The organism is Ruegeria sp. AF3 (assembly GCF_056536285.1).
In genome coordinates this window covers 3,202,486-3,227,215 of sequence record NZ_JBQFJM010000001.1, presented here as the reverse complement: position 1 = coordinate 3,227,215, position 24,730 = coordinate 3,202,486, and the positions used below count along the sequence as shown (strand labels likewise).

The 24,730-nt window shown below is 60.1% G+C and carries 23 protein-coding genes and 1 riboswitch; of the genes, 10 read left to right on the top strand and 13 right to left on the bottom strand.

What is annotated here, in order from left to right; genetic code table 11:
- Positions 1-43: 43 nt before the first annotated feature.
- From glyS to ACR3FC_RS16145, 3 genes are read right to left on the bottom strand one after another with little or no spacing between them, the layout of a single operon-like run.
- Positions 44-2,263, bottom strand: coding sequence for a glycine--tRNA ligase subunit beta (gene glyS / locus ACR3FC_RS16155; RefSeq protein WP_480476536.1), 2,220 nt, complete (start codon positions 2,261-2,263; stop codon positions 44-46).
- 9 nt (positions 2,264-2,272) lie between these two features.
- Positions 2,273-3,520, bottom strand: coding sequence for a sodium/glutamate symporter (gene gltS, locus ACR3FC_RS16150; RefSeq protein WP_480476534.1), 1,248 nt, complete (start codon positions 3,518-3,520; stop codon positions 2,273-2,275).
- Positions 3,496-4,017: a DUF6446 family protein gene (locus ACR3FC_RS16145; protein ID WP_480476532.1), complete on the bottom strand. Its 522-nt coding sequence runs from the start codon at positions 4,015-4,017 to the stop codon at positions 3,496-3,498. The genes gltS and ACR3FC_RS16145 overlap by 25 nt, the downstream gene beginning before the upstream one ends.
- Before the next feature lie 78 nt (positions 4,018-4,095).
- On the opposite strand from ACR3FC_RS16145, the gene ACR3FC_RS16140 reads away from it, so the two are divergent.
- Entirely contained in the window at positions 4,096-4,728 is a 633-nt protein-coding gene (locus ACR3FC_RS16140) for a MarC family protein (RefSeq protein WP_480476530.1), read from the top strand.
- A gap of 5 nt (positions 4,729-4,733) precedes the next feature.
- Here ACR3FC_RS16140 and ACR3FC_RS16135 read toward each other — a convergent pair whose 3' ends face one another.
- A complete protein-coding gene (locus tag ACR3FC_RS16135) occupies positions 4,734-5,666 on the bottom strand; it encodes a glycine--tRNA ligase subunit alpha (RefSeq protein WP_480476528.1) in 933 nt (310 codons plus the stop codon).
- A gap of 207 nt (positions 5,667-5,873) precedes the next feature.
- Between ACR3FC_RS16135 and ACR3FC_RS16130 the strand changes: the two genes are divergently transcribed.
- Positions 5,874-7,613 carry a serine protease gene (locus tag ACR3FC_RS16130; RefSeq protein WP_480476526.1) on the top strand — a complete coding sequence of 580 codons (1,740 nt, stop codon included), beginning with the start codon at positions 5,874-5,876 and terminating at the stop codon, positions 7,611-7,613.
- Positions 7,614-7,680: 67 nt separating this feature from the next.
- On the opposite strand, the gene ACR3FC_RS16125 is transcribed toward ACR3FC_RS16130, so the two are convergent.
- From ACR3FC_RS16125 to metZ, 5 genes are all read right to left on the bottom strand, one after another.
- Complete coding sequence (locus ACR3FC_RS16125) at positions 7,681-9,255, bottom strand: 5-guanidino-2-oxopentanoate decarboxylase (RefSeq protein ID WP_480476524.1); 1,575 nt, start codon at positions 9,253-9,255, stop codon at positions 7,681-7,683.
- Positions 9,255-10,703, bottom strand: coding sequence for a TrkH family potassium uptake protein (locus ACR3FC_RS16120; protein ID WP_480476522.1), 1,449 nt, complete (start codon positions 10,701-10,703; stop codon positions 9,255-9,257). Before ACR3FC_RS16120 ends, ACR3FC_RS16125 begins: the two co-directional genes overlap by 1 nt.
- 59 nt (positions 10,704-10,762) lie before the next feature.
- On the bottom strand, positions 10,763-11,401 hold the full coding sequence (locus tag ACR3FC_RS16115; protein ID WP_480476520.1) for a hypothetical protein: 639 nt from the start codon (positions 11,399-11,401) through the stop codon (positions 10,763-10,765).
- A 283-nt stretch (positions 11,402-11,684) separates the two neighbouring features.
- Complete coding sequence (folE2, locus tag ACR3FC_RS16110; protein WP_480476518.1) at positions 11,685-12,788, bottom strand: GTP cyclohydrolase FolE2; 1,104 nt, start codon at positions 12,786-12,788, stop codon at positions 11,685-11,687.
- A 247-nt stretch (positions 12,789-13,035) separates the two neighbouring features.
- A complete protein-coding gene (gene metZ / locus ACR3FC_RS16105; RefSeq protein ID WP_480476516.1) occupies positions 13,036-14,226 on the bottom strand; it encodes an O-succinylhomoserine sulfhydrylase in 1,191 nt (396 codons plus the stop codon).
- A 61-nt stretch (positions 14,227-14,287) separates the two neighbouring features.
- A riboswitch (SAM riboswitch) is annotated at positions 14,288-14,365 on the bottom strand.
- A 123-nt stretch (positions 14,366-14,488) separates the two neighbouring features.
- Between metZ and ACR3FC_RS16100 the strand changes: the two genes are divergently transcribed.
- Both ACR3FC_RS16100 and ACR3FC_RS16095 read left to right on the top strand, forming a co-directional pair.
- Complete coding sequence (locus ACR3FC_RS16100; RefSeq protein ID WP_480476514.1) at positions 14,489-15,187, top strand: glutathione S-transferase N-terminal domain-containing protein; 699 nt, start codon at positions 14,489-14,491, stop codon at positions 15,185-15,187.
- A 133-nt stretch (positions 15,188-15,320) separates the two neighbouring features.
- Positions 15,321-16,277: a calcium/sodium antiporter gene (locus tag ACR3FC_RS16095; RefSeq protein WP_480476512.1), complete on the top strand. Its 957-nt coding sequence runs from the start codon at positions 15,321-15,323 to the stop codon at positions 16,275-16,277.
- A 148-nt stretch (positions 16,278-16,425) separates the two neighbouring features.
- Here the strand turns inward: ACR3FC_RS16095 and ACR3FC_RS16090 are convergent, their stop codons facing one another.
- Together ACR3FC_RS16090 and ACR3FC_RS16085 are read right to left on the bottom strand one after the other, a co-directional pair.
- On the bottom strand, positions 16,426-16,923 hold the full coding sequence (locus tag ACR3FC_RS16090) for a hypothetical protein (RefSeq protein WP_480476510.1): 498 nt from the start codon (positions 16,921-16,923) through the stop codon (positions 16,426-16,428).
- A gap of 240 nt (positions 16,924-17,163) precedes the next feature.
- Complete coding sequence (locus ACR3FC_RS16085; RefSeq protein ID WP_480476508.1) at positions 17,164-17,535, bottom strand: OB-fold nucleic acid binding domain-containing protein; 372 nt, start codon at positions 17,533-17,535, stop codon at positions 17,164-17,166.
- A 127-nt stretch (positions 17,536-17,662) separates the two neighbouring features.
- On the opposite strand from ACR3FC_RS16085, the gene ACR3FC_RS16080 reads away from it, so the two are divergent.
- Positions 17,663-17,986, top strand: a complete 324-nt coding sequence (locus tag ACR3FC_RS16080; RefSeq protein WP_209504265.1) for a 2Fe-2S iron-sulfur cluster-binding protein — start codon at positions 17,663-17,665, stop codon at positions 17,984-17,986.
- Positions 17,986-18,729 (top strand): FG-GAP repeat domain-containing protein, encoded by a 744-nt coding sequence (locus ACR3FC_RS16075; protein WP_480476506.1) that lies wholly within the window; start codon positions 17,986-17,988, stop codon positions 18,727-18,729. The genes ACR3FC_RS16080 and ACR3FC_RS16075 overlap by 1 nt, the downstream gene beginning before the upstream one ends.
- A gap of 134 nt (positions 18,730-18,863) precedes the next feature.
- Here ACR3FC_RS16075 and purD read toward each other — a convergent pair whose 3' ends face one another.
- The gene (purD, locus tag ACR3FC_RS16070) at positions 18,864-20,132 is read right to left on the bottom strand and encodes a phosphoribosylamine--glycine ligase (RefSeq protein ID WP_480476504.1); all 1,269 of its coding nucleotides are present in this window, start codon (positions 20,130-20,132) and stop codon (positions 18,864-18,866) included.
- Between the two features lie 76 nt (positions 20,133-20,208).
- Between purD and xseA the strand changes: the two genes are divergently transcribed.
- Together xseA and ACR3FC_RS16060 are read left to right on the top strand one after the other, a co-directional pair.
- Entirely contained in the window at positions 20,209-21,693 is a 1,485-nt protein-coding gene (xseA, locus tag ACR3FC_RS16065) for an exodeoxyribonuclease VII large subunit (protein ID WP_480476502.1), read from the top strand.
- Positions 21,694-21,696: 3 nt separating this feature from the next.
- Positions 21,697-22,338 (top strand): glutathione S-transferase family protein, encoded by a 642-nt coding sequence (locus tag ACR3FC_RS16060; RefSeq protein ID WP_480476500.1) that lies wholly within the window; start codon positions 21,697-21,699, stop codon positions 22,336-22,338.
- Here the strand turns inward: ACR3FC_RS16060 and ACR3FC_RS16055 are convergent, their stop codons facing one another.
- Entirely contained in the window at positions 22,339-22,719 is a 381-nt protein-coding gene (locus ACR3FC_RS16055; RefSeq protein ID WP_480476498.1) for a hypothetical protein, read from the bottom strand. It abuts the gene before it with no gap.
- A gap of 155 nt (positions 22,720-22,874) precedes the next feature.
- Between ACR3FC_RS16055 and ACR3FC_RS16050 the strand changes: the two genes are divergently transcribed.
- Both ACR3FC_RS16050 and ftsY read left to right on the top strand, forming a co-directional pair.
- Complete coding sequence (locus tag ACR3FC_RS16050) at positions 22,875-23,513, top strand: lysoplasmalogenase family protein (RefSeq protein ID WP_480476496.1); 639 nt, start codon at positions 22,875-22,877, stop codon at positions 23,511-23,513.
- A 58-nt stretch (positions 23,514-23,571) separates the two neighbouring features.
- The gene (ftsY, locus tag ACR3FC_RS16045; RefSeq protein ID WP_480476494.1) at positions 23,572-24,714 is read left to right on the top strand and encodes a signal recognition particle-docking protein FtsY; all 1,143 of its coding nucleotides are present in this window, start codon (positions 23,572-23,574) and stop codon (positions 24,712-24,714) included.
- Positions 24,715-24,730: the final 16 nt, after the last annotated feature.

The following is a 24,730-nucleotide window of genomic DNA, read 5'->3' as shown; positions in this document are numbered from 1 at the left end:
ACGCAAGTGCGTTGTGGGCGCGCCTGCCAGTGCGCCCAGTCGTTTACCCTTCGATCCGGGTCAGATCGGCCACGCTGGAGCAGATCTGCCGGATCTGGCTGAGCAGGTTCAGCCGGTTGCGGCGAACAATGTCATTGTCGGTGTTGACCTGCACATCCTCAAAGAACGCGTCCACCGGCCCGCGCAGCCCGGCCATGGCGGCCATGGCCGTGGGGAAATCTTCGGATTTCAGCGCGGGTTCGATTTGCGCCTGTGCTGAATCCAAAGCGGCAAACAATGCCTTTTCGCTGTCGGTCTCGGCGAATTTCACATCCGCACCGTAGGAATATTCCACCCCGTCCTTTTCTTCGGCCTGGGTCAGGATGTTGTTGGCGCGCTTGAAGCCCTGCACGAGGTTCTCGCCATCCTCGGTCGCGATCACCGCGTTCAGCGCGCGGGCGCGTTTCACCAACAGATTGAGGTCATCATTGCCCTCAATCGCGATACAGGCATCGATGACGTCGTGGCGGATGCCTTCGTCGCGGAGGAAGACCTTGAGACGCTCGTGGAAGAAGGAGAGGAGGTCGTCGGATGCGTCGGGGATCTTCTTTTCAAGGCTCAGGAAATCGGCGCCCGACACTTCGCCCAGCCTTTCCTTGACAGTCTGGAAGGCTGCGCCAAACACGCCGTGATCTGCGATTTCATCCAAAAGTTCGTCAACGTTTTCCGCCGCCAGCGCCTCGTTTGCAGCGCTTTCAGCACGCAGCAGCTGTCTGTCGAAAAACTGATCCAGATGCAGACGCAGGTCATTGTCCAGCACCAACCGGATAACCCCCAGCGCCGCACGGCGCAGGGCAAACGGGTCTTTCGAGCCAGTAGGCTTTTCATCAATCGCCCAGAACCCGGTCAGTGTATCCAGCTTGTCGGCCAATGCGACGGTCACCGACAGCGGAGCAGTGGGGACATCATCCGACGGCCCCAAAGGCGAGTAGTGCTCTTGCGCGACGGCGGCCACGGCGACATCTTCACCCGCCGCTTCGATGTAATACCGCCCCATAAGGCCCTGAAGTTCGGGGAATTCGTAGACCATTTCCGAGCTGAGGTCGGCCTTGGCCAGGCGCGCGGCTTTTTCGGCCTGATCGGCATCGGCTCCGGTCACAGGCGCCAGTTCGCGAGCCAGCGCGGCGATACGACCGATCCGGTCGGCCTGCGTTCCCAGTTTGTTGTGGAACGTGACGTTTCCCAGCGCGCGGGTCCATTGTGCAATGTCCGATTTGGCGATGCGCAGGTCATTTTCCCAAAAGAACTTGGCATCGGCAAGACGGGCTGACAGCACTTTCTGATTGCCCGCCAGAATGGTCGCGCCATTGTCAGCGGTTTCGCGGTTCGCAACAGTGACGAACCGTTCAATCCGGCCCGTTTTGGGATTGCGGACCGAGAAGAACTTTTGGTGTTCTTTCATCGAGGTTTGCAGCACCTCGGGCGGCAGGTCGAGGAATTCGTCGTCGATCCGCCCCATCAGGACAACCGGCCATTCGACCAGACCGGCGACCTCGGCCAGCAGGCCCTGATCTTCGACCAGTTCAAGACCGGCGGCAAAGGCCATGTTCTGGGCGTCGTTCCAGATGTGCCGGGCGCGTTCCTCGGGGGACAGGACGACAAAAGCCCGCTTCAGCTTGGCCGCGTAATCGTCGAAAGACGTGACCGAAAACCGGTTGGGCGCCATAAAGCGGTGGCCTGCTGTGGTGTCGCCGGACGAAATGCCATCGACATCCATTGGCACGACCTGCGCCCCGGCCTCATCCGTCAGAATGCACAGGATCGAATGCAGCGGGCGCACCCAGCGCAAGCTGCCACTGCCCCAGCGCATGGACTTAGGCCAAGGGAAATTGCGGATGGTGGCTTCGAGCACTTCGGCAATGATCTCAGCCGCGGGGCGACCGGCCTTTTCGATGGTGGCGAAATAGATGGCCCCTTTGGGCGTTTCGCGTTCTTCCAGCTGATCACGGGTCAGGCCCGCGCCGCGCAGGAACCCTTCGATTGCCTTGTCGGGCGCGCCGACCTTTGGGCCCTTGCGTTCTTCCCGGATGGTGGGGCTTTTCGCCAGCAGCCCCTCGACCGCCAGCGTCAGGCGGCGGGGCGTGGTCAGGGCGGCGGCGTTTGCATAGGTCAGACCGGCCTCGACCAGACCATCGGTAATCCGCTTTTTCAGATCCTCGCCGGCACGGGCTTGCATCCGTGCGGGGATCTCTTCGGAGAACAGTTCGATCAGCAGGTCGGGCATTGTCGGTCCTTAGAAATTGACGATCGTCTGAATGACGATGGCATTGGCGATATCCACAAAGAAGGCGGATACAAGGGGCAGCACGATAAAGGCAATAGGCGATGGGCCATATCGCTTGGTCACGGCTGTCATATTTGCGATAGCGGTGGGTGTGGCCCCCAACGCAAAGCCGCCAAACCCGGCGGCCAGTACAGCGGCGCGATAGTTGGACCCCATGACCGGGAACAGCACCCAGAGGACGAACAGCACCGCGAACACCGTCTGCGCTGTCATGATCACGGCAATGGCCATGCCCAGCTGCGCAATGGTCCAGAGTTGCAGGCTCATCAGCGACATTGCCAGAAACGCGCCCAGCGCAAATTCCGAAATCAACGCCAGCGACGGTGTGCGCGACACTTTCGGAGCATCGGGAAACAGCGCGTCCCGCAGATTGGCGATCACGATGCCCATGATCAGGCAGGGCACGAACAGCGGCAGTTTCAGCCCGGCGGCGGCAATTGATTCATTCAGTGCATATCCCAAGATGATCGCCAGGTTCAGGTGCAGCAGGACGCGCATGACGGTCAGATGATCGATGCTTGTGGTGTGCCCGTCATGCTCATCCGGCAATCCTACGCTGGGTTCTTCGTCAGGGCGGTCAGGCGTCAGGCCGCGCCGTTCGACCAGCAGGCGCGCAATCGGGCCGCCAACCAGCGCAGCAAGGACCAATCCAAGGGTGGCGACTGCCACACCCAGTTCGGTCGCGCCGTCAAGGCCCGTTGCCTGCGCCACATCCGGCGCCCATGCAATTGCCGTTCCGTGCCCACCGATCAGGGCAGCCGATCCGAACAACACACCGGCCTGTGCGGGATAGCCGAAGATCGCCGCCCCAGCCGCGCCGATCACATTCTGAAAGACAATCGTCGCCAGAGTGAGAATCAAAAGCAAGATTAACGGCTTACCACCCGCAATGAGGTCAGACAGGCGGGCGTTCAGGCCGATCCCGGCAAAAAACAGGACCAGCAGGAAATCGCGGGCTGTCAGGCCAAAGGACAGTTCGATCCCGAATACCAGATAGAGCATCAGAACCACCAGCGAGGCCAGCAGGCCCCCTGTCACGGGTTCGGGGATGTTGAAGTTGCGCAGGGTAGCGACACGGGCATTGATCTCGGCCCCGATCAGATAGACCGCAAACCCCAGTGTGGCCGTCAGGAAATCGGGGATTTCTATGACATGGCCCACGGTCTGCTCCTTCAGTTTTCCGGGCGCGGCGGGCATTCCTCGCCCACGACGGTACCGTCATAGGCTTTTTCACCACAATTGTTCAACGCGTGCCAGACATAGCCCTTGCCATCCGCGGTGATCGCCACAATCCGGTCGACGCCGAAATGGATGTTCTTCACCCCCATGAACGCCCGCGCCTGCCCGGATTCAAGCGCATCCGCCAAAGACACCGCATCGTAGCATTCAAACCATCCCGGTGCGGTCAGGGGTTCGGAGTTTTCGACAGGCACGTATCCAGCCATCTGGTCCGGCGACAATTCGGTTTCGAAGCAGGCACGATACCGGATCGGCGAGCTGTCGGCGTCGATTGCCTGAAACCCGGAATAGGCGATGGGCTCCGGCACACCGCCTGCATCCGTCATCAGGGCAACGTCCTGCCCCGGTTGCGGTTCGACCTCATAATAATAGCCGTAGACCTGTAGATAATACATGCCGAGGCCTGCCACGATGGCCGACAGCAGCAGAAGAATTGCCAGCAGTTTTCCCGTCATCTTTCAGGCCGCCTCTTTCAAGTTCTTGTAAAATAGGACAGGTTTCATCGGGGAACAGGCAGAAACGAGGTCAACACGATGGAATCCACCCTTGCCGTCGGATTTTTCGGCGCATTGTTTGCGATCATGAACCCGGTCACTAACCTGCCGGTGTTTCTGAGCGTCACTCAGGACCTGTCCGCCGCCGAACAACGCAAGATTGCGGTCAAAACAGCGGTTTACTGCCTGATCCTTGGCGGCGCCTTTGCCTTGGTCGGTAGTCAGGCGCTTGGCCTTTTTGGCATCAGTGTCAATCATCTGCGCGTCGCCGGTGGTCTGGTTGTCATGATGATCGGCCTTAACATGCTGAACGGACACGAAAGCACCTCTCATCACGGGACGAAGGGGGAAAAGGACGCTTACCCCGAACCGGATACCGTCGCCTTTTATCCGCTGGCCTTTCCCGTTTTGGTCGGCCCCGGCACGATCACCACGCTGATCCTGTATGCACACCAGATCAAGAAGCCCGTAGAAGCCATTGTTTATGCTGGTGTATTCCTTGCCATTGTTGGCCTGCTTCTGATCACGTTCTGGAACGCGGCCTGGCTGGCCCAACGCCTGTCCGACACCGCGCGCGTGATCATGAGCCGCTTTATGGGGATGATTCTGGCGGCTATCGCCGTCAGCATGATCGCGGACGGCCTGAAAGCCCTGTTGCCGGGGCTGGCCTGATCGCCTCATCCGACGCTGAACCCGGCGGCCTCGGTCTGCACAAAGGCATCCGCGCATTGCTTGGCCAGCGCCCGCACGCGCCCGATATAGGCCTGCCGTTCGGTGACCGAGATCACGCCCCGTGCATCCAGCAGATTGAAGATGTGTGACGCCTTGATGCATTGGTCATAGGCCGGATGCGCCATGATGATACGCTTGCCGGTTTTCGGGTCGTCATGTGCCTGCGCCAGGACAGTGGCGCATTCAGCCTCGGCCTCTTCGAAATGGCGCAGCAGAACCTCGGTATTGGCCACGTCAAAGTTCCAGCGGGCGTATTCCTCTTCCGTCTGTTTGAAGATGTCGCCATAGGTCAAAGCGCTGGGGGATTGCGGATCGTTGAACGGCATGTCCATCACGTGGTCGATGCCCAGCACATACATGGCCAGACGCTCGAGCCCATAGGTCAGCTCGCCCGAGACAGGCGTGCAGTCATGGCCGCCGACCTGCTGGAAATAGGTGAACTGGCTGACTTCCATTCCGTCACACCAGACTTCCCAGCCAAGCCCCCAAGCGCCCAGCGTGGGGCTTTCCCAGTCGTCTTCGACAAAGCGGATATCATGCAGGTCCATGTCGATGCCGATGGCCTGAAGGCTGCCCAGATACAGCTCCTGCAAATCCGGCGGGCTGGGTTTGATCAGCACCTGATACTGGTAGTAATGCTGAAGCCGGTTGGGGTTTTCGCCATAGCGCCCGTCCGTGGGACGGCGCGACGGCTGAACATAGGCTGCGGCCCATGCCTTGGACCCCAGCGCCCGCAAAGTGGTAGCGGGATGGAACGTCCCTGCCCCGACCTCCATGTCATAGGGTTGCAGAATCGCGCAGCCTTTCGAGGCCCAGTAGGACTGAAGCCTAAGGATGATTTCCTGAAATGAACGCGGTGCGCTGGTCGGTTCGGTCATGACATTCCCTCTGGGCGCCCCGTGCGCCCGGTTCCGGTCGGTTTGGCCCTTCCTATGCAAGGGGTCGAGGGGCGTCAACGGGGCTTTGGGCTGTGGCTGTATCTGCGCGGCCACACCACAAATTCCCCGCATTCACAGCATGGTATTTGGCAAATGAAATCGCGTATTCTGCACCTCAGTACAAACACCGCATAACACGGGCAGACTATGACACGCGTATTTTCAGCAATTCTTTTGTTTCTTCTGGTCGGCCTGCGCGCCGCGACCGCACAACAAGATCCCGGCGTCTGGGTTCAGGTCGAGGCGCAGCCCTCGCTGCGCGAAGCGCAGGACCGGGCGCAAGCCTATGCCAGCACCTTGCCCGACGTGAACGGGTTTCGGCTGAACAGCGGCTGGTATGCCATCGTCATTGGCCCCTATTCGCGCGGCGATGCCGAGCAGGTTTTGCGCGTATACCGGGCCGAGGGGCAGATCCCGCGTGACAGCTTCGTCGCGTTTTCAAGCGCGCTGGGGCAGCAATTCTGGCCGGTCGGCGAAAACGCGGTGAACCGCGACGTTGTTAGCGTGCTGACAGAACCGGCAGCACAGGCGGAAGAACCAGTGGCGGTTACGACCGCACAGGATTCGGATGAAACCCGCGAACAGGCGTTGCAATCCGAGCGCCTTTTGACGGCGCAGGAACGGAAAGACCTGCAAACAGCCCTGCAAGCGGCGGGTTTCTATAATTCGACTATCGATGGCGCTTTCGGTCAGGGAACCCGCCGGTCGATGGGCGATTGGCAGCGCTTCAATGGTTATGAGGCGACGGGCGTTCTGACCACGGTGCAACGCAAGGCCCTGATGGATGAATACAACGCGCCGCTGATCTCGGCCGGGATGGAACGGTATTCCGATGACGCAGCCGGAATTGCGCTGGACATGCCGTTGGGTACAGTCAGCTTTGATCGCTATGAGGCACCGTTCGTGCATTTCAAAAGCGCCTCGGATCTGAACGCCCAGGCCCTTTTGATCAGTCAGGAGGGTGACAAGAACACGCTGCGCGCCCTTTTCGAGGTGATGCAGTCGCTTGAGATTGTTCCGCTGAACGGCCCGCGCGAGCTGGGTCGCGACCAGTTTACCCTTGAAGGGCGCGGCAATGGGATCGTGTCATTCACGCAGGCGCGGCTGGATGATGGAAAGATCAAGGGCTTTACACTCGTCTGGCCCGAAGGGGACGAAGCGCGCCGCCTGCGTGTGCAGGCTGCGATGGCGACCAGCCTGAGCACAACCGGCGCGGTTCTGGATGCCGCCGCCGGTGCGGATGCGGAACAGCGCATCGATCTGGTCTCGGGTCTTCAGATCCGCAAGCCCCGGTTGTCGCGGTCGGGCTTTTTCGCTGGCGCGGACGGCACGGTTCTGACGGTGTCCGAAGCCGCCGAAAGCTGCACCCGGATCACACTGGAAGGGGATCAGGAGGTGCAACTGGCGCTGACGGACCCGGAGCTTGGTGTTTCGGTTCTGCGTCCTGCAAAAGCTCTTGCCCCTATGAGTGTTGCTGCTTTCAGCACCACCCAACCGCGCATCCAGTCCGAAGTGGCCGTATCCGGCTTTTCCTACCAGGGGGCTTTGGGCGCACCGACGCTGACCTACGGCCAAATCGCGGATATCCGTGGCCTGAACGGCGAGACGGGTGTCAAACGGCTGGCGCTGAACGCACAGCCCGGCGATGCGGGCGGGCCGGTCTTCAACGACAGCGGCAACGTGGTTGGCATGCTGCTGCCCACACCGTCAGCGGGTCGTACCCTGCCCGCATCAGTCAGCCTTGCGGCAACCGTCGAGCGGTTGACAGAAATCCTGACGAAAGCCGGTGTTTCCGGTCAGTCGAGCGAGGAAACCACCCGGATTTCCCCCAACGAGCTGAACCGGCGCGCGACCGGAATGACGGTTCTGGTGCATTGCTGGGATTGAACGCGCGCAGATATTGAAACCAGACATTGAAACATCAAAGTGCCGCATGAAGATGCGGCGCTTTTTGTTACAGAATGTCCGAGGTCACTTGGATCAAGGTCGGGACAGGCGCATCGAACGCCGCGCGAACCGCGCTCTGCATCTCAGCCAGAGATGAAGGGGCTGAGGCGCGCGCGCCAAAAGCCTCGGCCAGCTTGCAGAAATCCGGGTTATGCGCCACCACTGCATTGGGCGCGATCTGGCTGCGGACCATGCTGTCTTCGATTTCTTTCAGTTTTCCATTGTCCCACAGGATGATCGGCAGCGACAAACCCAGCTCGAGCGCAACACCCAGTTCCTGCATCGTATAGTGGAACCCGTAATCCCCGGCGATAACCGCCGTTGGTTTGCCGCGCCGCGCCACCGCGCCGCCAATTCCAGCCGGCAGACCATAGCCCAGCGTTCCGAACCCGGTCGGATGGTGCCAGTGATGCGGATAGGCCATGTCCCACACTTCTTTCGCGACATAGGCGAATTGGGTCATGTCGGAATAGATCATGGTATCTGCGGGCATCGCCGCGCGCAGCGCATCGGCCACTGCTACAATTCCGGGCCGTTCGGCATCCACCTCGGCCCGCCACCGGGCGCGGGTTTCGGAAATTTCATCGGGCGACCAGCCGGTTGCCGGTTTCAGGTTTTCGGTCGCCTGCCACAAGGCGCGGGCAAAGCTATCGCTGTCGGTTTGCAGTTTGATCGCGGCGCGATGGTGGTCGGACAGGACTTCGGGATCAAGGTCAACGCGGATCAGCGTTGCCGAATGCCCAAGGTCGCTGCGCCACAGATCGACCTCGCCCAGTTCTGCGCCGACCGCGATGACCAGATCCGCCGAGGCGATAACCTCGGCGCTGCCGGGGCGCGGCAGGGATGCGCCGAAGTCCAGAGGATAGTTTGCGCCCGGCAGCCCGCGCCCTGCGTATGTGGTAAAGCATGCCGCCCCTAGCTGTGTCAGAATCTGCCGCCAGTCGCTGGATTTGCAACCGCCCCCCAGAATGAACAGCGGCCTGCGCGCAAGGTTCAGCATCGAGACAACAGGCGATACGTCAGGCGGCAACGCTTTGGTGCGCAACGCGGGCTGGTTGGGGAAAGGTGCCGGATCAGCCTCGGCCTGCAACTGCGCGATTGGCACCTGAATGTGCTTGGGGCGCGGGCGCGACAGCTCGAATTCTTCAAAAGCGCGTTCGACCAGCGCATAGGCGGCCTCGGCCGTGTTGGCCTGTGCCGACCAGTCGGCAACGGTTCCGGCCGCAAGGCGCTGGTCCTTCATCTGGTGCAACTGGCCGCGCAGGGCTTGTGTTTCATCAAGGCAGGACGACACCACCAGCATCGGCACCGAGTCGCTGTAGGCCTGCCCGATCGGCGTCATGATGTTGCACAGGCCGGGCCCGGTGATCACATAGGCAACCCCCGGCTTGCCGGTTGCGCGGGCATACCCATCGGCCATAAACCCCGCCCCCTGTTCGTGACGGGCCAGAACATGTTGGATGCCAGCCTCTTCGATGCCGCGATACATTTCCTGATTGTGAACGCCGGGTATACCGAAAATCACGTCCACGCCACGATCCTTGAGCATATGCGAAATCTGCGCGCCAAGGGGTCTTTTCATCAGCCTCTCCAGAATTGAACAGTGAAGATCGCGTAAACGGCCAACAGCTCGAGCCGCCCGACCAGCATCCCGATTGTCAGCAACCATTTAGCCGTGTCGTTGAGATTTGCGAAGTTGCCCGCTGGTCCGATCTGATCGCCCAGACCGGGACCGACATTGGCCAGCGCGGTCGCTGCCCCGGAAACGGCTGTGATAAAGTCCAGACCGGTCAGCGCCAGCGCCCAGGACAGCACGCCCATCGATAGGACAAAGAACATGAAGAAGCTCATCACCGAGGTCAGAATACCCTGCCCCACAGGCCGCCCATCATAGAGCGGCACGAACACGCCATGCGGAGACCTGATCCGTTTGATCTGACTTTTGATCGAGGCAAACAGCAGCTGATAGCGGAATATCTTGATCGAACATGCCGTCGATCCCGCGCAGCCACCAATCAGGCCGATCAGGAAGAACATCATGATCGGAAAGCTGCCCCAGCCCATGTAATCGACACTGGCATAGCCGGTGCCCGAGATGATCGAGGTGATGTTGAACAGAGATTCCCGAAACGCCTGTTCCCAATGATGCGGAAAGACCGATGTCAGGAAAATCGACATGATGATGACCAGAACCAGAATGGTCGCCAGAAACACGCGAACTTGACTGTCTTTCCACAAGGACGCTGTATGGCCGTTTGCCAGCTGGACGTAGCGCACAAAAGGAAGCGCCGCCAAAATCATGAAGACCGACGCCGCATATTCGGCGGGCCCCGAGAAGGTTCCGAACGAGGCGTCATAATTCGAGAACCCGCCGGTCGAAAGCGTTGTCAACGCATGTACCAGGGCGTCGAAAAAGTTCATTCCCAGACCGGCGTAAACCAGCGCGCAGACAAGTGTCAGGAAAACATAGATGAGCGAAATCTGACCCGCGATTTCTTGCGCGCGGGGCAGGATTTTTCCCATTGTTTCAAAGCCTTCCGAGCGGAAGATCTGCATGCCGCCAACGCGCAGCTCGGGCAGGAACACCATGGCGACAACGATGATCCCGATGCCCCCCAGCCATTGCAGGATACCGCGCCACAGCAAAAGCCCCTGCGGCAGGGTGTCCAACCCGGAAATCACCGTTGAACCTGTTGTTGTCAGGCCGGACATCGCCTCGAAATACGCATCGACAAAGCGCAGCTCGGTTTCACCAAACAGAAACGGAATTGCACCAAACAGGGGCAGCGCCGCCCAAACACCGGTTGTCAACAGGAAGGTCTGGCGGATGGTCAGCCCTTCGCCCACACCGTTCGAGCAGCTCATCGCCAGAACGGACCCGGTCAGCGTCGTGATAATCGCGCTTTCCAGAAACACGTGCCATTCCCCGCGCCCCTCGATCAGGTCCGCGAGCATAGGCAGCAGCATGGTCGCCCCAAGAATGGCGACCAGCAAGCCAATCACATATCCGACCGGGCGAAGATCCATCATGACGCGCAGGGTTGGCGTGCCAACCCGACCGTGTCAAGCAGATGATCCCGGTTTACCCGTCAGTTTTTGGCATCTGCTCCGGGCATCACGGGTGGTTTGGACGGGGCACGAGTTTTTCGCGCCTGCGGTTTGCGCGGCTCTGTGGCCGGGGCAGATTTCGCCTGCACCTCAGCCGGGGCAGGATCGGCCGGTGTCGGCTTAACCTGCGTTGCCTGAACAGGCGCCGGTTTTGCAGGGGCGGGCTTGGGCGTTACGGGCGACACGTTTGCGGTCGCAGGTGTCACCGTAGATTCAACAGGTTTTACTGCTATTTCATCACTAACCGCTGGTGTCGGTTTGGCTGCCGCCGGGGGTGCTGCCGTGGGCCGCGGACTGGCTGAGAACTCAACCGGTGTGGCCGCCTGCTTGGACGGTGCAGGTTTGCGGGCCAGCTTTTTCTTGGGCGTTGACGATTTCACCGGTACGCGTTTCGCACGGGTCGCGGCGGGTTTGGGTTTGGCCACCGGTTTTTCCGCCGGTGTTTCCACCACAGGAACCGGTGCTGATGCTGCCAGGTGCAGGGCGTGGACCGGCACCATCGGCAGTTCAAGTGCCGAACGGGTCATGATCTGTGCGATCTTGATCTGGTTGACGATCGCATAGCCAGCCATGCGTATAGCTGCGGCCTGAAGCTCTAGCGGTTGGGTAATCGGATTCATTCCATAGATCTCCTCTGAAAACGATGCAGCCCGAGGAGTGAGGGTAAAGCGCCCTGCCCGCTCGGAGGGTCCGAGCGGAGGTTGGGGTCTTGCAGTCCAAGGCGTCTCACGTCTCGGCTTCCTTTCGGGTGACACACCATTGAGCGCGCCGGTGTGCCGAAGCTGCATTCCCCGTCAGGATACAGGAAGTCTTCACGCAATTGCAGCATTTTTGCTGCACTGCGGCGAATGAGCGCCGATCAGATAAATCTCTGATTAAATTCTAAACACTTACCCGAGACGTTCAGCCAACGTGAAACAGGGTCGTAAACAGTTTCGGGTCCAGGCTGGACGCGGTGAAGGTTGGGCCTTCGGTCAGAATCGACACGGCGTCATGGCTGTGCAGGCTCTCTTGATGGCTTGCGACAACGCGAAAATCGCCAACGTGATGATCTGCCAAAAGCTCGGCGCAGAACAGGCGCGCGGCATCTTCGACAAAGATCGGATTGGCTGCGTTCAGCTCGGCAAATGCCTGTTCATCTTCGCGTTTCACCATGACCTGCGTTTCCGTCGGAACCGCACGGCGGCACAGCGCAATCAGGTCTTCAAACCACAGGCAATCCGCATCACAGTCCACGACAACCGAGATCCGCGCGACGGAGCGCTGCGAATGCGGCGTCGCCAGCTGACCACGCATCGACCGGGCATGTTCGCTGAGTTCCAAAGAACATGGGCAGGTCGAGGAATAGACATAGTCAAGGTGCATGATCTTTAGACGCACACCGTTCTGTTCGACCAGTTCCAGCGCTATATCGTAATACTGGTACCCCTCAAGGCCCGAGCGCAGGCTTTTGATCCTGTCCGGGTAGGAAAAGCGCATCTGGATACGGGCGTCGAAGCTGTCCAGATCGGACATGTAATCGTCCAGGGCAGATTCCATGACCTCAAAGCTGAACGTCCGTTCCGCATGTTTGTAGAAAGACCGCATGATCCGGGACATATTGATGCCCTTTTTCTCGGCCTCGAGGCTGACCGTGCCGGTGATCGAGGTTTCCAGCGTCAGGTCTTCACCCTCTTTCCGGTGGAACCGGATCGGCAGGCGGAAGTTCGAAATACCCACATGTTGAATCTGCTGTTTGGCCCCACGGATCAGGCTGGACGGGCCGTTCTGCAAATCCGGCAAGGATGCGCGGTACGCCGCATCTACGGTAAAGTCATCGGGGTAAGCGCGAGAAAAGGGCGGATAGTTGCCCGCCGCCAGACCGGGCAGCAGCCGGGCCACAGCCGGGTCAAGCTGGTTTATCTCGGCTTCCGAGGCAGATTTGGCCCATTGCCGCAAAACGTTCAAAGCCTCGGCAGCCTTGTCCCGATCCGGTTTTTCATCAATGTCGCGCGGGTGAACGTTCATCAGCGGCAGTTCCTTGGTTGGTCGTCGGACTATATATGACTGATGGTCTATTACCAGTCTAACCCGATACGTCGGCAATAGCAGCCCGGATTGAAAAATCCGGCGCAAAACCGTCATCTCGCAACAGTTAACGCCTTTTGAGGGCGGGAACAGCGGGCGGTGCGCCTGGCTGCCGCCCGAAACAGAGTGGTCGCATGGGCAGGCAGCCAGCCCCCACGCACGAAATGGGCGCGCGGGGGGCTTTGGTTTATTTCTGCGAGGCTTCCAACGCTTGCTGAAGGTCGGCCAGCAAGTCACCGGCATCCTCAAGCCCGACGGAAAAGCGGATCAGACCTGGTGTAATGCCCAGCTGGTCCTTCTGCACGTCACTGAGACGCTGGTGTGTTGTTGTCGCCGGGTGCGTCGCGATGGATTTGGCATCGCCCAGATTGTTCGAAATCACAGGAATGGTCATTGCGTTCAGGAAGGCAAACGCCGCATCCTTGCCGCCCTTGATGTCCAGCGACAGCACGGTTCCGCCCTTGCCGCCCAACTGGGTCTGAACCAGCGCGTTCTGGGCATGGGTTTTCAGACCGGGATAAAGTGTACGTTCCAGCGCCGGGTGCCCTTCCAGCGCCTCGGCAATCTTTTGCGCGCTTTCGGCTTGAGCATTGACCCGCAGCGCCATCGTCTCAAGACCCTTGAGCATGATCCACGCATTGAACGGGCTCAGCGCGCCGCCGGTATGCTTAAGATAGGGTTCAACGGTTCCTCGGATGAAGTCCTTGGTTCCGATGATCACACCGCCCAGCGCACGGCCCTGCCCATCGATATGCTTGGTCGCTGAATAGACGACCACATCCGCACCCTGCTGGATCGCGCGCGAGAACACCGGGGTCGAGAACACGTTGTCCACCACGACAACGGCTCCGACCGCATGGGCCAGATCGGCCACGGCGGCGATATCGATCACCTCAAGCGTGGGGTTCGACATGGATTCAAAGAAAACGGCCTTGGTGTCCGGGCGGATCGCAGCCTTCCACTGTTCCAGATCGGTGCCGTCAACAAAGGTCACGTCCACGCCATAGCGGCTCAGGATGTTTTCAAGGATATAGAGGCACGAGCCGAACAGCGCCTTGGCCGAAACGACATGGTCCCCGGCCTTCAGCATCGAGGTCAGCGCGCCGTTGACGGCGGCCATACCCGAGGCCGTCGCAAACGCATCTTCGCCGCCTTCCAGCGCCGCGATGCGCTGCTCGAACATGGACACGGTCGGGTTGCCGTAACGGGCATAGATGAACTCGTCCGGGCCACATTCCAGAAACCGGGCCTCGGCCTGTTCAGCGTTTTCGTAGACGAAACCCTGCGTCAGAAAAATCGCCTCGCTCACCTCGTTATACTGGCTGCGACGGATGCCGCCATGGACGGCTTGGGTGCGTTTGTTCCAGTTCTCGCTCATCTCAATCCTTTCAGCCTCGGGTGGAGGCAAACAAAAAACCCCAGACGCGGCCAAGCGAAAGGGGTCTTTCATCCTGACCTTTTAGCGGTGTTGTTTAGCGTGGCCCGCAATCCGGTAACAAATCGCCACGTAGCTTCAGGATCGCAATACGCCTCGGGCGGTTCTCGGTCAAGCCCGGCCTGCGGTTCGGTCACGCTTTCGTAAGCGGTACTTGCCGAACCGGCAGAAACCCGCATGATCCCCGTCAACATCAGGAGAACACATGGCTGACCCGATTGATCTGTATTTCTGGCCGACACCGAATGGCTGGAAAGTTTCCATCGCCTTGGAAGAGATGGAGCTGCCCTACACCACCCATCTGATCAATATCGGCAAGGGTGACCAGTTCGACCCCGGTTTCCTGAAGATCGCGCCCAACAACCGGATGCCCGCCATCGTCGATCCCGACGGGCCGGATGGTGCACCTATTTCGGTTTTCGAAAGCGGCGCGATCCTGATGTATCTGGCCCGCAAGACCGGGCGGTTCTATGGCACGTCCGAGCGTGACCGGATCGCGGTCGAGGAATGGTTGATGTGGCAGATGGGCGGCGTTGGCCCGATGGCGGGTCAGGCGCATCACTTCCTGAAATATGCCCCGCAACTGGACCCGCCGCAGGACCTGCCCTATGCCAAGGACCGCTACCGCGCCGAGGTCGCGCGGCTTTATGGCGTACTGGACCGGCGGCTGGCCGAAAACGAGTATGTCGCGGGCGATTTCTATTCCATCGCTGACATGTCGATCTGGGGCTGGGCCAGCCTGTGGGAAGGTCAGCAGCAGGTGCTGGAGGACAAGCCGCACTTTGCCCGCTGGCTAGAGACCGTCAGCGCCCGCCCAGCCGTTCAGGCCGGACGCGCTCTTTATGCCGAGTTGCGAGGGGATCACCGGGACAAGCAGGCGCAGAGCGTTTTGTTCAAGCGGTAGGCTTGTTCCATGGCCGGTTTTGAGGTCAATCTTACGTATGCTGCGTGATGCGCGAATATCCGCCTTTGCTATTGTATAGGTTTGGCAAATCATTACATGAGCGACGGAAATCCTTCAGAAAGACCCACTCAAGATGTACGCGGCATTATTTGTCGTTTTTGGCCTTGCTGGCTTAGTGGTCGGTGGCGAATTGGTGGTGCGCGGATCGGTTTCTGCTGCCAAGTCGTTCGGTATTTCACCGATGGTCATTGGACTGACACTGGTTGGCTTCGGAACGTCAACACCGGAACTGGTTACAAGCTTGCAAGCCGCGCTTTCCGGTTCTTCAGGCATTTCAATTGGGAATGTTGTCGGCAGCAACATTGGAAACATTCTTCTAATACTCGGCATCGCAGCACTCATCGCGCCTATCGCCGTGAACCCGAGAGCACTCCGCCGGGACGGTACGGCGGTCGTGATAGTAACTCTCCTTTGTTTAAGCGTAGTTCTATACGGCGAAATCAGCCGGCTGATCGGCGCAGGGCTTGTCGTCACCTTGGCGGCCTATCTGGGCTTCACACTGTGGTCTGAGTATAGGTCCGAAGGCACGCCAGCCGCAGCTGTCTACGAGAACGAAGCAGAAGCCGTAGTCGGCCCAGAAACATCACTTGCCGTGTCGTTACTGATCACCGTTGCAGGGCTGGCGATCACGATATTTGGGGCAAAGCTCTTGGTGACAGGTGCCGTGTCTCTCGCTGAGACAGCGGGGCTTTCGGAGACGGTAATTGGGCTGACAATTGTTGCAATCGGAACCTCAATGCCGGAGCTCGTCACTTCAATCATCGCAGTTCGGAAAGGTGAGGGAGATGTCGCACTCGGGAACGTCTTGGGCAGTAACATCTTCAACATCTTGGGTATCCTTGGCGTAACTGTCCTGGTGCAACCTATGGTCATTCCTGGCGAGATTATTCGTCTCGATATCTGGGTTCTGTGTGCCTCAACGCTTGTCTTTATCGGGTTTGCCCGAAGCGGCTGGTCAATCAGTCGGCGCGAGGGCGGGCTCTTTGTGCTCGCTTACGTTGTCTATCTTGGTGTGCTTCTGGCTCGGTAAGCGTTCACTCGGATAGCCTAGCTGTCTAATGAAGCGGACCTTTAAAGCGGTGCAGTTATGGCCCGCTTTGTCCCCGTACCAGGTTACTCCGCCCCGCACCAACACGACCAGCACCCCCGGCGGCGAATCCTTGGCGCAGGGTGACCTGTCAGCGAAACTGGAATTCAGGTTCCGCGGGGAAAGACATGGAAATACCTGTCCAGTGCCCATTGCGCAGCCTTGCAACGTTCCGCCCGTCAACACGCATCCGGGTTGTCAGGACAAATGCGGCCTGCCCTTTGTTCGCTCCGGCTTTCTGGGCTGCGCCGTCAGAACGCTCTGCCCTTTCGAAAAGCATCCCATCGGGTTTTGCCGACCGCCGGGACCGAAAGCTCGGGATCAAATGCGGCTTTCGATCCGCTTTCTCCGCCGAGCGCGACGCCTCCATCCGCTTGAGTTGCTGCAACTCCGACCGAAGCCTTTTTGCAGTCTCAACCTGCCTGCGTTCAAAGGAATAAGCGCTTAACGCCTCATCGATCATTCGGGCGGTATGAACATATCCCGCTGAACGCGTGAGTTCCGAGAGCTCAGCCAGACGGTCGGAAATCCGGCTTTCTTCCAGAGAGACGGTATTTTCGAGCGATCCTTGATGTGTTGCGTTGGGCATCCGAACTGACTCTGAAAAGACGTTGAGTGATGCGCAATCCGGCCCGAGCTTTGACACAAGCCGATGCGCAAAGATGCGTGTCACTACGCGCCCGGTGCCAAAGAGTCGACCATCCCGCGTTCAAGTGGCGGAAAAGCGCCTTAGTCGCGCATTTGGGGCATAGAAAACATACCGCCCGTTCTTCAGGCGCGGGTTTGCGGCACTGCGACGGACAATGTCGGATTGATCCGCACAGCAGACCTAACCCTGCCCCTGCACCAGCAGGTCCAGCATGCCCGAGATATCCTCGATCTCTTCCGCGATCACATGGGTCACCGAATGCGCCCGCTGCATCCGGCCCGTCACCTTCAGCAACCGCCCCGAGATCACCGCACGGCGGAAGCGTTCGTAGATTTTGCGCCAGACCACCACGTTGACGATCCCGGTCTCATCCTCAAGCGTCAGAAAGATCACGCCTTTGGCTGTCCCCGGCCGCTGCCGCAGGATCACCAGCCCGGCCACGGCCACACGCGCCCCTTCGGGCGGAGCCTCCAGCTGGGCGGAGGGCAGACAGGACGGCGGTCGCGGCCAGTCCCGGTTTGAAATCGCGCGGTGAAAAGGGGCAGTAAACATAAGAACAAAAATAGAACAAAATACAGGAAAGTCCAGACACGGCGCAAGGAGTCGCAAATGAGGCTGGAAACACCTAACTCCCTTCACTAAGGAAGGTTTCGAACATCGCAAAAGGAAGACGCACGCAATGGCAAAGATCACCTATGTCGAGCATGGCGGTACCGAGCACACTGTCGAGGTCGCCAACGGACTGACTGTCATGGAAGGGGCCCGAGACAACAATATTCCCGGCATCGAGGCCGATTGCGGCGGTGCCTGCGCCTGCTCGACCTGCCATGTCTATGTCCACCCCGACTGGGTCGAGAAGATCCCGGCCAAGGACGACATGGAAGAGGATATGCTGGATTTCGCCTATGAGCCCGACCCGGCCCGCTCGCGCCTGACCTGCCAGATCAAGGTGACCGACGCGCTGGACGGTCTGATTGTCCAGATGCCCGAAAAGCAGATCTGATGCTGTCCAAAGCGCCGCGTCAACCCGCCCGCCTGTGGCAATGTCGGGTGCGCAGCGCTTTGCTCCCTTTTGGCATGTGGTGCGCGCTGCCAATCGCAGTCCCGGCGGACACCATCACCGACGCTCGCTTCACGGAACCAACCACGCGATACGCGCATGGTGTTTTGGGCGACAACATCGAATACGGCGCGCTGGAACTTGTGGTCAATGACACAGTCGTAACGGTTCGCCTGCCACAGGACCGTGTATTCGAAGACCTCGCGCCGCGTCTGGCAGACATCGACAGGGACGGCGCGGTTGAAGCAATTGTCGTTGAAACGCAGGACACAACAGGCGCTCAGCTTGCGATCTACAACGCCGCTGGCGAAAAAATCGCGGCCACACCTCATATCGGCGCACGTTTCCGCTGGCTCGCCCCGGTCGGTGCTGCTGATCTGGACGGTGACGGCAATATCGAAATCGCCTATATCGACCGCCCCCACCTGGCCAAAACCCTGCGCATCTGGCGCTTCAAAGATGGCGGCCTGACCGAAATCGCCGCTCTGCCCGGCCTGACCAACCACAAGATCGGTGAGGATTTCATTTCCGGCGGCCTGAGGAGCTGTGGTGAACTCCCTGAGATGATCCTTGCCAGCGCCGACTGGTCGCAGATCATCCGTGTTTTTTATCAGGATGGCTGGCATCTGACGGACCTGGGCCCGCTCAAACACCGCGACAGTCTCACATCAGCCCTGAATTGCTGATCCGCTTCTTCATCTGGCCAATAATATCCTGGGGGTGAGCGGTTGAAAGGAAATCGTCCAGTGGACGATTTCGACCGCGAACGCGCGCAGCGCCGGGAGGCCGCAAGGCCGAGGGGGCAAAGCCCCCTGCCCGATCATCCCTCCAAAGCGCGCCAGCCGATATCGCTGCGATAGAACCCTTCGGGCCAATCCACGGCATCAACCATCTGATACGCCCGGTCGCGCGCCTCTTGCAGCGTTTTTCCGCGCGCGGTCACGTTCAGAACGCGCCCGCCGACAGCCTGCACCTGCCCCGCAGCCTCGCTAGTGCCGGCATGAAACACCATATTGCTGCTGTCCTCGGGCAAGCCGTCCAATCCTTTGATGACCGTGCCCTTCTCGTAGGTTCCCGGATAACCTTTGGCCGCCATCACGACCGTCATCGCGTGATCATCAGCCCAGTTGACCCGCATCTCGCCCAGCCGCCCTTCGGCGGTGGCATGCAACAGGTCCATCGCCTGCGCGCCCAGACGCATCATCAGGACCTGACATTCCGGGTCCCCGAAACGGACGTTGTATTCCACAAGGCGCGGCTGGCCGTCCTTGATCATCAGCCCCGCATAGAGAATTCCCTGAAACGGTGTGCCCCGGCGCTTCATTTCGGCAATGGTGGGCCGCACGATTTCTTCCATCGCGCGCGCTTCAACTTCCGCGCTCAGAACCGGCGCCGGAGAATAGGCACCCATCCCCCCGGTGTTCAGGCCGGTATCCCCTTCGCCCACCCGCTTGTGGTCTTGTGCCGTACCGATGGACAGGATGTCTTGGCCATCGCACAGAACAAACAAAGACGCTTCTTCGCCGTCCATAAACTCTTCGATCACGACCTCGGCCCCCGCGCCACCAAAGGCACCTCCGAACATGTCGTCAATGGCGTCAAGCGCCGTGTCTTCGTCCATGGCCACGATCACGCCCTTGCCGGCGGCCAGACCATCGGCCTTGACCACGATGGGCGCGCCCTGTTCGCGGATATAAGCCTTGGCGGGTTCGGGCGCGGTGAACCGCGCATAAGCGGCGGTGGGGGCATGTGCCGCGTCGCAGATTTCCTTGGTAAAGCTTTTCGAGGCTTCCAGCCGGGCCGCTTCGGCAGACGGTCCGAAAACCAGCACCCCGGCTTCGCGCAGGCGATCCGCCACTCCTGCTGCCAAGGGAGCCTCGGGGCCGACAATCACGAAATCAATCGCGTTTTCTTCGGCAAAGCTGACGACGGCCCCGCCGTTTTCGATATCCAGAGCGGCACAATCCGCGATCTGAGCGATCCCGGCATTGCCCGGCGCCACAATCAGACGGTCGCATTTGGGGTTTTGCATCACCGCCCAGGCCAGACTGTGTTCGCGCCCGCCGCTGCCGAGAATAAGGATGTTCATGGGGTCGTCTCCGATCTGCTTGGCCTCGCCTGCGCGGCGTTCTAAGCTGGGTGAGCATTTGAAACAAGGCGCTGAAATGTCCGACCTGCTTGATGACCCGATTCCGGGCCAAAACACCCCTGAATACACGGTTTCCGAGGTATCGGGCGAGGTAAAACGCACGCTGGAAGGCGCGTTCGGGCGAATCCGCGTGCGCGGCGAAGTTGGCCGCGTGTTCAAGGCCCGATCCGGGCACCTGTACTACGACATCAAGGACGACCGGAACGTTTTGGCCTGCACGACATGGAAAGGTCAGGTTTCCAGCCTCTCGGTCGTGCCAGAGGAAGGGCTGGAGGTTGTCGCCACCGGTCGCCTGACCGCTTTTGGCGCGCAATCCAAATACAACCTGAATGTCGATGAAGTTGCCGTTGCCGGTCAGGGCGCGCTTATGGCCTTGCTGGAAAAGCGCAAGAAGCAGCTTGAGGCCGAAGGTCTGTTTGCGCCCGAGCGTAAGAAGCCCCTGCCGTATCTGCCGCAGATCATCGGCGTTGTGACATCGCCTTCGGGCGCGGTGATCCGTGACATTCTGCACCGGCTTCGGGACAGATTCCCGCGCAAGGTGCTGATCTGGCCCGTGGCCGTGCAGGGCGCAAACTGCGCCCCCGAGGTTTCCCGTGCCATCGAAGGGTTCAACCAGTTGACACCCGGTGGCGCGCTGCCCCGTCCTGACCTGATCATCGTGGCCCGTGGCGGTGGGTCGATCGAAGATCTTTGGGGCTTCAACGAAGAGAGTGTCGCGCGCGCCGCCGCCGCATCGGACATACCGCTGATTTCGGCCGTTGGGCATGAAACCGACACGACCCTGATCGATTTCGTTTCGGACCGCCGTGCGCCTACACCCACAGCTGCGGCAGAGCTGGCCGTGCCGGTCGGCATCGAACTGCTCGCCTGGACCGGCGAGCAAGGCGCCCGCCTGTCGCGCGCGGCAACGGACGCGGTGCAGCGCCGTTCGCAAAGGCTGCGCGATTTGTCCCGCGCCCTGCCGCGCCCGGACAGCCTGTTGAACTCCCCCCGGCAACGCCTTGATTTGATTGCGGATCGCTTGACCCCGGCTTTGACACGAGGAGTGCAAAACCGTCGCCTGCAAGTGGTGGAACTGTCGGCCCATCTGCGCCCGTCAACTCTGCGCACTCTGGTCTCGGCCCGGCAGGAATCATTGCGCAACCTGTCTTCGCGCCTGTCCCTGCGCCCGTTTCAACGCGAGATCGGCCAGCACGCGCAAAACCTTGCCCGGCTTGCTGATCGGATGAACGCGGCGCAGACCACGCGGCTGGATCGTCTGAAACATCAGCTTGAGGCCACTGACCGCCTGCGCGAAACGCTCAGCTACAAGGCGACGCTGGAACGCGGATATGCCGTGGTCCGCGCAGATGGGAATGTCATCACGACCAAAGCCGAGGCCGCAAAACATACAGCGCTGGACATCGAATTCGCCGATGGCATCCTTGGCACTGGGACAGCCGCAAAGCAGCCCAACCGGAAATCCAAACCGGATGCACCAGATCAGGGATCGTTGTTCTAAACCATGCTGACAATCTGGGGCCGCAAAACGTCATCGAATGTTCAGGCCCTGATGTGGTGCGTCGGAGAGCTGGATCTGCGCTTTCATCGCCACGATGCAGGGCACAGGTTCGGCGGGCTGGACACCGATGCCTTTCGCAAGCTGAACCCGAACGGCACCATCCCAGTACTACAGGATGACAATCACCCACCGCTGTGGGAGACCGGCGCAATCCTGCGCTATCTGGCGAATGCCTATGGCGGGAATGCCTTCTGGCCACGCGACCCGGTCCAGCAGGCCGAAGTCGACAAATGGGCGGAATGGGCCAAGATCAACGTTGCGATGGGTTTCACAGTGCCCGTGTTCTGGCAGGTTGTGCGGACGGCCCCGGCGCAGCAGGACCAACACGCGATTGAACAGGCTGTTGCCGCGCTGGATAGAAAACTGGCACTTGCCGATACCCGACTGTCAGAAAACACCTACCTGTGCGGGCCCGATCTGACGCTGGCCGATATTCAGCTGGGACATATCCTTTATCGCTATTACGACATCGGCATATCCCGCGCGGTCCTGCCCAACCTGCGGCGCTATTACGATAAGCTGACAGAAAGACCTGCATATCAGGAGCATGTCATGCTCAGCTATGATGAGCTTCGGGTGACCTAGTCAAACCCCGACGTCGGGGCCATAACACACCATTTCTTCCCCGATATCTTCCGCCTCGTACAGCTCGGTCGCCTGCGGGTCGCCTTCAAACTGCGCGACAAGGCCACCGCCGGATCGTGTAAAGACCCAGCATTGCGGATCAAACCGGTCTTCATAGATGAAACAAATCTGTTCTTCCTGCTGATACCATACACCTTCCTTGCAATCGCCATCCAGAAAAGACCAGATCACGCGGCGGTTGGGCAAATAGCGTTCGACCCCGTAAACCTGCCCTTCGAACCCGTAAAACAGGGTCTTGCCCTGCGTATAGGTGTCGAATTCGGGGCCGGACAAAGGGGTCTGGGCCGCAGCGGGCGGCGTGACAAAGCAGGCGAGAATCATCAGCGCTCGGAACATATGCCCATTGTGTCAGATGCGATCCGGGGACGCCATTCACCCTTTGGCCAGGGGTTGGGGAAACACGCTTAACTCCACGTAAGCGCTTGATTATTTGCCCCACTCGGGATGATGGTATTCGAAAACCGCGGTGAGGTGACATGACAACCTTTCTCTTCTGGATCGCCCTTGGCTGCGCATTGGGATACCTGCCCCTGACGGCCCGACCAGCCAGTTCCTTGCGCACTGTGCTGAAAACCACCTCGGTCGCCGCGCTGGCAGTCATTGCGGTTCTGCAGGGCAGCCCATGGATGCTCGCCGTTGCACTTGCCCTGTGCGCAACCGGGGACGCGCTGTTGTCGCGTGAAACGGATGCCACGTTCATGGCCGGCATTGCTGCTTTTGCCGCCGGGCATCTGGCCTATATCGCCCTGTTCCTGTCGCATCCTGCCAGCTCCGCCAGCCTGATCTGGGATGCCCCCGCGATCGTGTGGTCTCTGGTCATTCTGGGCATTGTCATGGCCACCCTGCTTGCCCCCCGCGCCGGAGACCTGAAAGGCCCTGTTCTGGCCTATATCCCGATCATCCTTGGCATGGGGATCACCGTGCTGGCGCTGCCCCAGACAGGTGCCTTGCGATGGGCATTCCCGGCTGCAATCGCCTTCATCGCGTCTGATCTGATCCTTGCTACGGAAAAGTTCCTGCTGCCTGCGAACCATCCCGCCCACAAGCTGACTCCCTATCTGATCTGGCCGCTCTATTGGGGGGCGCAATTTGGTTTCGTCTTCGCTTTTGCGTGACCCTTTGCAACTGCCGCAAATCCGCATTAGGTGAAAGGAACACCTGCGGAGACCAAATATGGCGTTTTTCTCAAAGCTAAAGGACAAACTGTTCAAATCCTCATCCCGCCTCGAACAGGGGCTGGACGCCATCGTCGAGGATGGTGGCGAGGAAATCGCCGCACCCGACCCAGTCCTCCCCGAACCTGAGCCCGAGCCGCAACCGGTCCCGGAAATTCCGGCCCCTGAACCGGCTCCGCAACCGGCTGAACAACCTGCCCCCGCCCCGGCAGACCCCAAGCCCATTGCCCCACCGCCGGAAATTCCCGAATCCAAAGGCATCCTGAACCGCCTGTTCAGCCGCGGCGGCGCCGCCACTGAAATGCGCCGCACGCTGGATGACGACATGCTCGAGCAGCTCGAAGAGCTGCTGATCGCTTCTGACATGGGCGTCGACACCGCCCTCCGTGTCACCTCGAACATGGCCGAGGGGCGCTTTGGGCGCAAACTCTCGACCCGGGAAATCAAACAGCTTTTGGCGCAGGAAGTGTCCCGTGTGATGGAGCCCGTGGCCAAGCCACTGCCGATTTACCCCAAACGCCCGCAAGTGGTGCTAGTCGTCGGCGTCAACGGCTCGGGCAAGACCACGACCATCGGCAAACTGGCCAGCCAGTTCAAGCAGGCTGGCAAAAAAGTCGTCATCGCCGCCGGTGATACCTTTCGTGCTGCGGCCGTCGAACAGCTGCAAGTCTGGGGCGACCGCGCCGGGGTTCCGGTTCTGGCCGCGCCCGAGGGCTCGGACCCCGCCAGCCTCGCCTTTGACGCGCTGACCCGTGCTCAGGCCGAAGGCGCGGATCTGCTGATGATCGACACCGCCGGACGCCTGCAAAACCGCACCGACCTGATGGAGGAGTTGGCCAAGATCGTCCGCGTCATCCGCAAGGTTGACGAGACCGCACCGCACAACACCTTGCTGGTCCTCGATGCTACCACAGGCCAGAACGCGCTGAGCCAGGTGGAGACCTTTCGCAAGCTGGCCGATGTCTCGGGCCTGATCATGACCAAGCTGGACGGAACCGCCAAGGGCGGCGTGCTGGTCGCTCTGGCCGACAAGTTCGGCCTGCCGATCCATGCAATCGGGGTGGGAGAGCAGATTGATGACCTTGCCCCCTTCGACCCCGAAGACTTCGCCGCCGCCCTGACCGGGCTCGACAAGGGCTGATCCGCCACTTCATCTG

Coding starts and splice junctions, on each gene's coding strand:
- ACR3FC_RS16095 (WP_480476512.1), top strand. CDS start 15,321: ATGTACGCGGCATTATTTGTCGTTTTTGGCCTTGCTGGCTTAGTGGTC.
- ACR3FC_RS16050 (WP_480476496.1), top strand. CDS start 22,875: ATGACAACCTTTCTCTTCTGGATCGCCCTTGGCTGCGCATTGGGATAC.
- ACR3FC_RS16115 (WP_480476520.1), bottom strand. CDS start 11,401: ATGAATCCGATTACCCAACCGCTAGAGCTTCAGGCCGCAGCTATACGC.
- ACR3FC_RS16080 (WP_209504265.1), top strand. CDS start 17,663: ATGGCAAAGATCACCTATGTCGAGCATGGCGGTACCGAGCACACTGTC.
- ACR3FC_RS16100 (WP_480476514.1), top strand. CDS start 14,489: ATGGCTGACCCGATTGATCTGTATTTCTGGCCGACACCGAATGGCTGG.
- ACR3FC_RS16090 (WP_480476510.1), bottom strand. CDS start 16,923: ATGCCCAACGCAACACATCAAGGATCGCTCGAAAATACCGTCTCTCTG.
- ACR3FC_RS16135 (WP_480476528.1), bottom strand. CDS start 5,666: ATGACCGAACCGACCAGCGCACCGCGTTCATTTCAGGAAATCATCCTT.
- glyS (WP_480476536.1), bottom strand. CDS start 2,263: ATGCCCGACCTGCTGATCGAACTGTTCTCCGAAGAGATCCCCGCACGG.
- ACR3FC_RS16145 (WP_480476532.1), bottom strand. CDS start 4,017: ATGACGGGAAAACTGCTGGCAATTCTTCTGCTGCTGTCGGCCATCGTG.
- purD (WP_480476504.1), bottom strand. CDS start 20,132: ATGAACATCCTTATTCTCGGCAGCGGCGGGCGCGAACACAGTCTGGCC.
- metZ (WP_480476516.1), bottom strand. CDS start 14,226: ATGAGCGAGAACTGGAACAAACGCACCCAAGCCGTCCATGGCGGCATC.
- ACR3FC_RS16075 (WP_480476506.1), top strand. CDS start 17,986: ATGCTGTCCAAAGCGCCGCGTCAACCCGCCCGCCTGTGGCAATGTCGG.
- ACR3FC_RS16085 (WP_480476508.1), bottom strand. CDS start 17,535: ATGTTTACTGCCCCTTTTCACCGCGCGATTTCAAACCGGGACTGGCCG.
- ACR3FC_RS16120 (WP_480476522.1), bottom strand. CDS start 10,703: ATGATGGATCTTCGCCCGGTCGGATATGTGATTGGCTTGCTGGTCGCC.
- folE2 (WP_480476518.1), bottom strand. CDS start 12,788: ATGAACGTTCACCCGCGCGACATTGATGAAAAACCGGATCGGGACAAG.
- ACR3FC_RS16055 (WP_480476498.1), bottom strand. CDS start 22,719: ATGATTCTCGCCTGCTTTGTCACGCCGCCCGCTGCGGCCCAGACCCCT.
- ACR3FC_RS16125 (WP_480476524.1), bottom strand. CDS start 9,255: ATGAAAAGACCCCTTGGCGCGCAGATTTCGCATATGCTCAAGGATCGT.
- ACR3FC_RS16060 (WP_480476500.1), top strand. CDS start 21,697: ATGCTGACAATCTGGGGCCGCAAAACGTCATCGAATGTTCAGGCCCTG.
- ACR3FC_RS16140 (WP_480476530.1), top strand. CDS start 4,096: ATGGAATCCACCCTTGCCGTCGGATTTTTCGGCGCATTGTTTGCGATC.
- gltS (WP_480476534.1), bottom strand. CDS start 3,520: ATGCCCGCCGCGCCCGGAAAACTGAAGGAGCAGACCGTGGGCCATGTC.
- ftsY (WP_480476494.1), top strand. CDS start 23,572: ATGGCGTTTTTCTCAAAGCTAAAGGACAAACTGTTCAAATCCTCATCC.
- xseA (WP_480476502.1), top strand. CDS start 20,209: ATGTCCGACCTGCTTGATGACCCGATTCCGGGCCAAAACACCCCTGAA.
- ACR3FC_RS16130 (WP_480476526.1), top strand. CDS start 5,874: ATGACACGCGTATTTTCAGCAATTCTTTTGTTTCTTCTGGTCGGCCTG.